Here is a 9,543-nt window from a genome sequence, read left to right on the forward strand (position 1 = left end):
AACGTGCGTTGCGTAAAAGTGACTGAGGCCCTTGTCTTTTCCAGCCGAAGCCCGTACCTTTGCCGGCCCAACTCGAAACTCGTCTTTTTAAGATTCATTGATATGAAACGTACCTTCCAACCTTCGAAGCGCAAGCGCGTCAACAAGCACGGCTTCCGCAGCCGCATGGAAACTGCCAACGGCCGTAACGTACTGGCCCGTCGTCGCGCCAAAGGCCGCAAGCGCCTCACCGTATCCGACGAAGGCAAGCACAAGCGCTAAGAATTAAGCTGTTAGCCATTAGCTAATAGCTGTTAGCTAACCGCTGAAAATGCAAGACCCACAATCACCTGGTCCCCCTTCTCCCCCGGAGAAGGGGCCGGGGGATGAGGCCACCGGTATCGCGCCGCGCTCGCGCCGCCATACCTTTCCGAAAGAGGAACACCTGTGCCGCAAGAAGCTCATCGAAGAGCTTTTTGGGAAGCAGAGTTCCTCTTTTGGCGTTTACCCCCTGCGCTTCGTCTACACAAAAACCGAAGCGCCCACCACGGCCCCGCCGCAGGTGCTCATCAGCGTGAGCAAGCGCACTTTCAAGCGGGCCGTCGACCGCAACCGGCTGAAGCGGCTCATTCGGGAGGCGTATCGGCTCAATAAATATCGGCTCACGGAGCAACCAAACGGGCACCAAGTCGCTCTGCTAGGTATTATCTTCACGGGGAAGGAAAAAAGTCCACTGGCCCTGGTGGAAAAAAAATTAATTTCCGGTATCCTTCGTTTGATGGGCACGACTGTGGAAGCATCCGCTCCGCCGTCGGCCCCGTAGATTAGCCAGCCGCTACCCGTTCTGTATGACTATCCGCAAAAAGCTACTCGCTACCCTAGCCTTGAGCACCCTGGGGTTGGTTTCCTTTCGCGCCGGCTCGGATAACGAGCGGTACTTCGAAATCGCGAAGAACCTGGACATTTTCGCCACGCTCTTCAAGGAGGTCAACACGTATTACGTCGACGAGGTGACGCCCGCCAAGCTGGTGAAAACCGGCATCGACGCCATGTTGCGCTCGCTCGACCCCTACACCAACTACATTCCGGAGGACGACATCGAGGACTTCCGCACCATGACCACCGGGCAGTACGGCGGCATCGGGGCCTCAGTGGTGAAGCGCAACGGCAAAACCGTGGTGCAAAGCGCCTACGAAGGCTACCCGGCCCAAAAAGCCGGCCTGCTTCCCGGCGATGAAATCCTCGACATCAACGGCGTGGTGGTCGATAAGAAGTCGAACGCCGACATCAGCAAGCTGCTCAAGGGGCAGGCCAATTCGATGGTGAAGCTGATGGTGACGCGCTACGGCCAGGACAAGCCCATCGAAATCGACATCACCCGCGACAAAATTCAGGTCGACAACGTGCCCTACACCGGCATGATTTCCGGCGACGTGGGCTACTTCCAGCTGGGCGGTTTCACGGTGGATGCGGGCAAGGAAGTGCGCGCCGCCGTGACCAAGCTCAAGGAGCAGGGCGCGAAGAAAATCGTGTTCGACATCCGCGATAACCCCGGCGGCCTGCTGAACGAGGCCGTGAACATCTCCAACCTATTCATCGACAAAGGCCTCGACGTGGTGAGCACCAAGGGCAAGGTGACGGAGTGGAACAAAACCTACAAAGCGCTGGACCAGCCGCTTGATACCCAGATTCCGATTGCCATCATCACGAGCAACCGCTCGGCGTCGGCGTCGGAAATCGTGTCGGGGGTGTTGCAGGACTACGACCGCGCCGTGCTGGTGGGCGAGCGCACCTTCGGCAAGGGGCTCGTGCAGGCCACCCGTCCCCTCAGCTACAATTCGCAGTTGAAGGTGACTACCGCCAAATACTACATCCCGAGCGGCCGCTGCATTCAGGAAATCGACTACGCGCACCGCGCCGACGACGGCACGCTGGGCAAATTCCCCGATTCGCTGCGCACGGCCTTCAAAACCACCGCCGGCCGCACCGTGTACGACGGCGGCGGTGTGGCCCCCGACATTGAGGTGCAGGACCGCGAAATTGCCGACATCACCCGCATCCTGCTCCAGAAAAGCTACCTGTTCGACTACGCCACCCGCTACCGCGCCGAGCACGCCAGCATTCCGGCCGCCCGCGCCTTCAAGCTCACCGATGCGGAGTACCAGAAGTTTGTGGCCTTCTTGCAAGGCAAGAACATCAGCTACAGCACCGACGCCGAAAAGGCCCTCACCGACCTCAGCAAGAAGGTGAAGGAAGAAAAGCACTACGACGATGTGAAACTGGAACTCGAAGCCATCCGTAAGAAAGTGACGGTGAACAAGGCCAATGACCTGCAACGCTTCAAGCCCGAAATCAAGGAGCTGCTGGAGCAGGAAATTGTATCGCGCTACTATTTTGAGAAGGGCCGCACCGAAGCCGGCTTCGACGACGACCCCAACATCATCGCCGCCGTGGCCGTGTTGAACGACCCGAACCGCTACGCCGCGCTGCTGAAGCCCTCGGGCCAGGCCGCCAGCGCCCGCAAGTCGGCGGGGACGAAGTAATTTTGAGGTGCGTTAAATGGAAAAGCAGGCGCTGAAAGGTGCCTGCTTTTTTGTTGAGACTTCAGATGTTAATAGATTTTATAGAGCCTTGGGTAGCTGTTGACAGCGAACGAGCTTCATTTGAAGAAGAATTTCGCTGTGAGCTTTCGCCTGATAATGTGCTGTCCGGTTACAATGTGCAGGTAATTGGTCGACGAGTTGATTGTGATGATGTGCTTTTTGAAGTGCGTGATGAAAAGGCCAATTTTAAACTGGCTTTGGTTCATCTGACTTGGAGCGGTAAAGTCGAAGCAAAGCGTTGGCCTATGACGAAGGTGTTTGCAGATGAGGAAGCATTTATCAAGCAAATGACGCTTGATACGCAGGATTATAATTTGTAATGCCTGAGGTGAGCAAATCTGCTCTCATTGTCTTTTATGACTCGAATTGAGAAAATTGCTGCCTTATTGAATCAGCTTAAGTGTCAACCAAGGCTCAAATTGAAGCATGATAATACGCCAGAAGCCTGGAGCAATATGGGTATTGGGTTGCCAGTAAGAGGGTATATCGAACTAAATGGACCTTGGCCATTTAGGGAAGTTGAATGGCTCGAAATTAACCCTATTGTGATGGAAAGAGTTGGTAGGTTAGTCGCACCGAAACAATGGAGTCATTTGGAGCAAATTGCCTCGTTCCTTCAGTTAGAAGGTGTAGAATATAAAATAATCGACGGCATGGTAAGAATACCGTTTGATGCGCTCATCAATTAGTTGAATGAACCTCCTCCTCTCCCTCGAAACCTCTTCCCCCGTCTGCTCGGTAGCCCTGCACCGCGTGGCCGACGGCGCCCTCATCGGCCAGTCCGAGCTGCGGCTGGATAAGTCGCATTCCACTCACCTCACTGTGCTCATCGAGCAGTTGCTCGAAAATACCGGCCACCGGCTGGCCGACCTCTCCGCCGTGGCCGTGAGCGACGGGCCCGGTTCCTACACCGGCCTGCGCATTGGCGGGGCCGCGGCCAAGGGCCTGTGCTTCGCGCTCGATATTCCGCTGGTGGCCGTGAGCACGCTGCGAGCGATGGCGGCGCAGGTGGCTGCAGGCACCGCTCACCCCGAAAAATTCTGGTATTGTCCCATGTTGGATGCCCGGCGCACGGAAGTGTACGCCGCCATCTACACGCACGAGGGACAGGAGGTGCTGGCGCCCACGCCGCTGCTGCTCGATGCCGATACACTGGCCGAACAATTGGCCCACCATTCCGTGTTGTTCTTTGGTCACGGCGCGGCGAAATTTCGGGCAGTGCTAGGGGAGCATTCCAACGCGGGTTTTCTGGCGGGGATTGAGCCCTCAGCGATTTCGGTGGGGCAGCTGGGCGTGGCCGCTTTTCACCGGCAGGAATTTCAGGACGTGGCGTATTACGAGCCGTTTTACCTCAAAGAAGTGTACACCACCACGCCTAAAGCGAAGTAGCGCGGACTTGTAGTCCGCGAGTATGGGCCGAAAGCGCAGTCTGTTTGTAAATGCTTTATCATCGCGGACTACAAGTCCGCGCTACACTATGGAACCCCTTTTCGTCAATCGCGTGGCCAATTCCGGCCTTGTTACTCTAAACCTGGAAGAATTCATCCACCCTGGCGAGCGGGTGGTGTACGACATTAAGGACAACCTCTTCCACGGCCTCATGCTGCGCGAAAAGGACTTTCGTGAGTTCGTCAAAACCCACGACTGGGCGCAGTACGACGGCAAGAATGTGGCTATTATCTGCTCGACCGACGCCATTGTGCCCACCTGGGCCTACATGCTGCTCGCCACCAAGCTGCAGGGCCACGCCCACCGCTATGTGTTCGGCAACCTCGATGCCCTGGAGCAGTCGCTGTTTGAAGCAGCCATTGCTGCCATCAATCCCGAAGAATACCGCGACGCCAAAGTGGTGGTGAAAGGCTGCGGCGACAAGCCCGTGCCCACTTTTGCCTACGTGGCCATCATGCAAAAGCTATTGCCGGTCACGAGCAGCATCATGTACGGCGAGCCGTGCAGCACCGTGCCGCTCTACAAAAAGCCCAAAGCCGCCAGCGCAGTGGGATAGTTGCTCCGCCTGTCCTGCTGAACGCAGTGAAGCACCTTATCACGTCAGGACGACCTGTTCGGACGTGATAAGGTGCTTCACTGCGTTCAGCAGGATGGCTAAGCTGGGCCTCTCGCATTGGTTCGCATCTTTGCACCATGCCCGAGCTTGCCCGCACTCCTTATAAAATTACTTTCCTCACCGGCGTTGCCATTGTGGTGGCCAACATGGTAGGCACGGGCGTCTTCACCAGCTTGGGCTTTCAGGTAATGGGCATTCACAGCGGCTTTGCGCTGCTGATGCTGTGGCTGGTGGGTGGCCTCATTGCCCTCTGCGGGGCCGTGAGCTACGCCGAGCTGGCCTCGGCCATGCCCCGCTCGGGCGGCGAATACCATTACCTGAGCCAGATTTACCACCCCGCGCTGGGTTTCCTTTCGGGGTGGGTTTCGGCCACGGTGGGCTTTGCAGCGCCCACTGCCCTGGCCGCGCTGGCCCTGGGCCAATATGCCAAAAGCGTGTGGCCGGGCTTGCAGCCCACTTGGCTTTCGGTGGCCGTGGTGCTGCTGCTCACGCTGGTGCACGGCAGCAGCACCCGCGTCGGCAGCCGCCTCCAAATCATCATCACGGCTCTGAAGGTAGGCGTGCTGGTGTTGTTCATTGGGGCGGGCGTGGTGGTAGGGGAGGGGCAGCCCATCAGCTTCCTGCCCGATGCTGCCGGCTGGCGCGCGCTGCTCAGCCCGGCCTTCGCCGTCAGCCTCGTGTATGTGAGCTACGCCTACTCCGGCTGGAACGCGGCCGTGTACGTCACCGGCGAAATCGAAAATCCCAGGCGCAACCTCTCGCGCATCCTGCTGGCCGGCACCGCCGTGGTGCTCCTATTATATGTAGGGTTGAATTACGTGTTTCTCCGTTCCACGCCGCTGGCGGGGTTGGAAGGCCAGGTGGAAGTCGGTTTTGTGGCCGCCACGTCCTTGTTTGGCCCGGTAGGTGGGCGGTTGATGAGCGGCATTATTGCGGCGCTGTTGGTTTCCACGGTCAGTTCCATGATTTTGGCCGGGCCGCGCATCGTGCAAACCATGGGAGAAGATATTCCGGCCCTCCGTTTCCTAGCGCCAAAAAGCCGCGCCGGCATCCCCGTGCGCGCGCTGCTGCTCCAAACCGTCATTACCCTGGCCTTCATTCTCCGGCCAAGCTTCAAGGAAGTGTTGGTCTACGCGGGTTTCGTGCTGAATTTGTTCACCTTTCTCACGGTGCTGGGGCTGTTCATTCTGCGCTGGCGGCGGCCCGAACTAGCCCGCCCGTATCGGGCCTGGGGCTACCCACTCACGCCCCTTCTTTTCTTATGCCTGAGCGGCTGGACCTTGTTGTTCATCCTGCGCGACAAGCCGGTAGAGTCCAGCTACGGCCTCTACACGCTGGCGGCGGGCCTGCTGGTGTACTTCGTCATGATGCGGTCTACGCGGTCCAGTGCCGCGCCCCGGGCCAAAGCGCTGCCGTAAATTGCGGCTTCAATCCGGCAGCCAGTAGTGCTGCTTTTTACGTGTATACTATATAATGCTCCTTCGCACCGTTGCGCTTCGGCTGCTGCCGGCCGCTCTGCTCTTGCTTTCCGCCTGCTCCGAGTCGAACCCCAAAACTGATGCTACTTCCGGTAAGGAAGAAACCATGGCCACCACGGCCGATGCCATCGACCCCACCAAGCCCGCCGCGCCCCGCGCCAACGGCAAAGCCCCCGTCGCGGCGCCTGCCCCCAACCGGCTTACCGCCCCCGATACCGCCTACGCCCAAGACGTGGCCCTTTTCCTCGGGGGCCTGCAGCCCAGCCAGCACAGCAACCTCACCCCACTAGCGGCCACGCCCGCCTGGCAGGCCTTCGCCAAAGACCAGGACAAAAGCTGGGAGAAATACCGCGCCACCCACACCACGCGCATGACGCAGTGGGCCAATACCGAGCTCGATTCGGTGCACGCCAGCAGTCCCACCGTCTTTTACCCCTTCAGCGGCCCCGATTTCCTGAACGTCGTCACGATGTTCCCCACCAGCCAAACCTATGTGCTCATGGGCCTCGAACCCGTCGGCAGCGTTCCGGCCCGCGCCACGCTCGAAAACCCCAAGCTGCTGCCCGCCGTCAAAACCTCGCTCTGGTCGGTGCTTAATTTCAGCTTTTTCCGCACCAACGACATGGCGGTGGATTTGAAATCTGTCGAGCTAGATGGCGCTTTGCCCTTGATGATGCTTTTCGCTGCCCGCACCGGCAACCAAATCATGGCCATTCGCCCTGTGCAGCTCAACGCCGCTGGCCAACTTCAGGACGTCCCAACGGACACCACCCAGACGCTCGACCCTAAATCCATCCCCGGCGTTGAAATGAAGCTGCGCGGCCCCGACGGCCAGCCCAAAACCGTCTATTACTTCTCCGCCGACCTCAGCGATTGGAAAATCAGCTCCAAAAGTGCCCCGCTGGAGTTTGTACGGCACCTCGGCCCCCTCACCACCTACGTGAAGTCGGCCACCTACCTCATGCACAAGTCGTATTTCAACAAGGTGCGCCGCACCGTCTTGCGCCGCAGCCGTTACATCCTGCAAGACGATTCCGGCATCGCCATGAAGTACTTCCAAAAAGGTGCTTGGCACTTCAACTACTACGGCACCTACCGCCGCCCCATCAACCTTTTTGCCAAGCAATACCAACCCGAGCTGACTGCCGCCTACCACGACACCATCCACCCGCCGAAGCCTCTCCCGTTCGGCACCGGCTACAACTGGCGCCAAACCGACTCCAACCTCCTCCTCGCCAAACGTCTGGTTCCCCTAGCCGACTAATCTGCGTATAAAACCAGCCCACAGGGCCGTGGTGGCAACATCACGGCCCTGTTTGTTTTACAGCCAGAGCGGTTAGTAATCAATACGTCTGCACGACTGCACCATCCTATGAAAGCAATTCATCAGTCCCGTTCCGCACTATACTATATAATAGGAACGGCATTCCTGCTAACCATAACAACCCTAGCCGCTGCCGGCATCCGGCTAGCTCCCTTTCCCCGCGGGAGGGAGGGCCGGGGGATAAGTTCAATCCCAGGCGATTCTCCACTTTTAGACTCTCTTCTAAAAGCCAACCCGCTGTTAAAGCGCGTCGCCCTCAATCCCCAATACGAACTCCAAATCATCTATACCCAAATCAACCGCGACGCCCAGAACCGTCCCACCTTCACTCCCCACACTTACCACCTCAATCCCGGACAATACTTCAACCCCGCCAGCTTAGTCAAGCTTCCCGTCGTCGCTCTTTCCCTCGAAAAACTCAACGACCTCAATAAGCCAGGGGTAACCCGTCGCACCATTATGGCCACCGGCACCGCCTGGCGCTGCCAAACCCCCGTCCCCTTCGCTGCTCCCGCCGACAGCGACCGCGCCGCCACCGTCGGCAATTACATTAAGCGCATGCTCCTTGTAAGCGACAACGTCGCCTACAACCGCCTCTACGAATTCCTCGGCCAGCGTCCCCTCAACCAGCGCCTCCAGGAAATCGGCTATCCCAATGCCCGCATCACCCGCCGCTTTGCCCCCTGCGACACCGCTGCCAACCGCCACACCAACCCTATCAACTTTCACACCCTCCGCGGCGATACACTACATAAGCAGCCGGCTCAGTACAACCCCACCGCCTACCACAGCCCACTCGGCCGCGTCCTCAAAGGCCGCGCCTACCAAGCTGGCCGCCGCATCATCGCCGAACCCTACGATTTTACCACTGCTAATCACTTCCCGCTCGCCGATATCACCGCCTTCCTCCAAAGCATCCTCTTCCCCGAATCCATCCCCACTGCCCAGCGGCTCCGCCTCACGCCCACCGATTATGCCTTCCTCCGCCGCTACCTCCACGCCACCCCGCACGAATCCGGCTTCCGTCCCTACGCCCCCGCCCGCTACTTCGATGCCTATAAGAAGTACCTCTATTACGGCCGCAACCCCACCACTCCCCACCAATCCAACCTCCGCATCTACAACATCGTCGGCATGTCGCACGGTTACCTCGCCGATGTTGCCTACTTCGCCGATTCTCTCCACCAGTCCGAATTCCTCCTCAGCGCCGTGCTCTACGTCAACCAAGACGGCATCATCAACGACGGCGTTTACGAATACGACAGCATCGGCCAGCCCTTTCTCGCCCAGTTAGGCCGTCAGATTCAGCAATACGACACGCAACGCCCTCGCCCATACCGTTCCAATCTCGCCGAATTCTTTGCCCCCGAACTCATTCGCTAAAATTGTGCAAAAGGACCCGATGGTTTAAGTCTTTGATTTTAAACACCCCGGCGTACCCAAAGCGGCTTGGCTACGGTTGCCCCAAGCAAAAGTTTTTATACAGCCCTTGCTATCCCAAAAATTCCTCCTACTTTTGCACTCCCAATTGCCAATAGGGCTACGGGTTCTGCCACAGCAACTGCTGTGCAGAAAAATTGAAAGGTTCGGAACTTCACGCTTGCCGTATTTGTATCGTCTCTCGTGCCCGCTTCGCAAAGTCCTAAAAATTAATTTTCACAAGGCCTTGCAAAAGCATAAAAAAGTGCCTTACCTTTGCACCCCGCTTCGATTGGAGGCGGAAAGAGTTTGAAAAGCAAAAGAAGAAAAAATAAAAATTTTCACCTTTTGCTTGTCGACTTAAAAGTTCCTCTTACCTTTGCACTCCCAATCGCAAGAAAGGGGTTTGAAAAAAGAAAAGCAGGCTCACAATAAGCCTCACTGCCTCACCAATTGGGTGTCGCACACGTTCTTTGAATGTTTGGAAAAGACAAATAGTAAGGGCCGCGCTTCGCGAGAAGTGCGGTGAAATTACAAGCGTAACACGAATACATATAGCTCGTTAAAACGGGTCGGATTCGCACTCGACATCAGCCCAGGTTCGCCTGGGTGTAGACATTTTTACAATGGAGAGTTTGATCTTGGCTCAGGATGAACGCTAGCGGCAGGCCTAAT

The 9,543-nt window shown here is 57.6% G+C and carries 10 protein-coding genes; all 10 read left to right on the forward strand.

From position 1 onward, the window contains the following. The first annotated feature begins 102 nt into the window (after positions 1-102). The 10 genes from rpmH (at position 103) to IC234_RS20725 (ending at position 8,832) form a co-directional block, all read left to right on the forward strand. The gene (gene rpmH / locus IC234_RS20680; RefSeq protein ID WP_190928465.1) at positions 103-261 is read left to right on the forward strand and encodes a 50S ribosomal protein L34; all 159 of its coding nucleotides are present in this window, start codon (positions 103-105) and stop codon (positions 259-261) included. Positions 262-310: 49 nt separating this feature from the next. Beyond that, positions 311-802 carry a ribonuclease P protein component gene (locus tag IC234_RS20685; protein ID WP_190928467.1) on the forward strand — a complete coding sequence of 164 codons (492 nt, stop codon included), beginning with the start codon at positions 311-313 and terminating at the stop codon, positions 800-802. A gap of 25 nt (positions 803-827) precedes the next feature. After that, positions 828-2,522 carry a S41 family peptidase gene (locus IC234_RS20690; RefSeq protein WP_190928469.1) on the forward strand — a complete coding sequence of 565 codons (1,695 nt, stop codon included), beginning with the start codon at positions 828-830 and terminating at the stop codon, positions 2,520-2,522. 65 nt (positions 2,523-2,587) lie between these two features. Beyond that, positions 2,588-2,902, forward strand: a complete 315-nt coding sequence (locus tag IC234_RS20695; RefSeq protein WP_190928471.1) for a hypothetical protein — start codon at positions 2,588-2,590, stop codon at positions 2,900-2,902. A gap of 36 nt (positions 2,903-2,938) precedes the next feature. After that, positions 2,939-3,271: a DUF6678 family protein gene (locus tag IC234_RS20700; RefSeq protein WP_190928473.1), complete on the forward strand. Its 333-nt coding sequence runs from the start codon at positions 2,939-2,941 to the stop codon at positions 3,269-3,271. Between the two features lie 4 nt (positions 3,272-3,275). Further along, on the forward strand, positions 3,276-3,971 hold the full coding sequence (gene tsaB, locus IC234_RS20705; RefSeq protein ID WP_190928476.1) for a tRNA (adenosine(37)-N6)-threonylcarbamoyltransferase complex dimerization subunit type 1 TsaB: 696 nt from the start codon (positions 3,276-3,278) through the stop codon (positions 3,969-3,971). A gap of 88 nt (positions 3,972-4,059) precedes the next feature. After that, positions 4,060-4,587 carry a DUF2480 family protein gene (locus tag IC234_RS20710; protein ID WP_190928478.1) on the forward strand — a complete coding sequence of 176 codons (528 nt, stop codon included), beginning with the start codon at positions 4,060-4,062 and terminating at the stop codon, positions 4,585-4,587. A 137-nt stretch (positions 4,588-4,724) separates the two neighbouring features. Continuing rightward, positions 4,725-6,065 (forward strand): APC family permease, encoded by a 1,341-nt coding sequence (locus IC234_RS20715; protein WP_190928480.1) that lies wholly within the window; start codon positions 4,725-4,727, stop codon positions 6,063-6,065. A gap of 55 nt (positions 6,066-6,120) precedes the next feature. Then, a complete protein-coding gene (locus IC234_RS20720) occupies positions 6,121-7,389 on the forward strand; it encodes a hypothetical protein (protein ID WP_190928482.1) in 1,269 nt (422 codons plus the stop codon). 108 nt (positions 7,390-7,497) lie between these two features. Next, positions 7,498-8,832 (forward strand): serine hydrolase, encoded by a 1,335-nt coding sequence (locus IC234_RS20725; protein ID WP_190928484.1) that lies wholly within the window; start codon positions 7,498-7,500, stop codon positions 8,830-8,832. Positions 8,833-9,543: the final 711 nt, after the last annotated feature.

Source organism: Hymenobacter armeniacus (assembly GCF_014699055.1).
Lineage (GTDB): Bacteria > Bacteroidota > Bacteroidia > Cytophagales > Hymenobacteraceae > Hymenobacter > Hymenobacter armeniacus.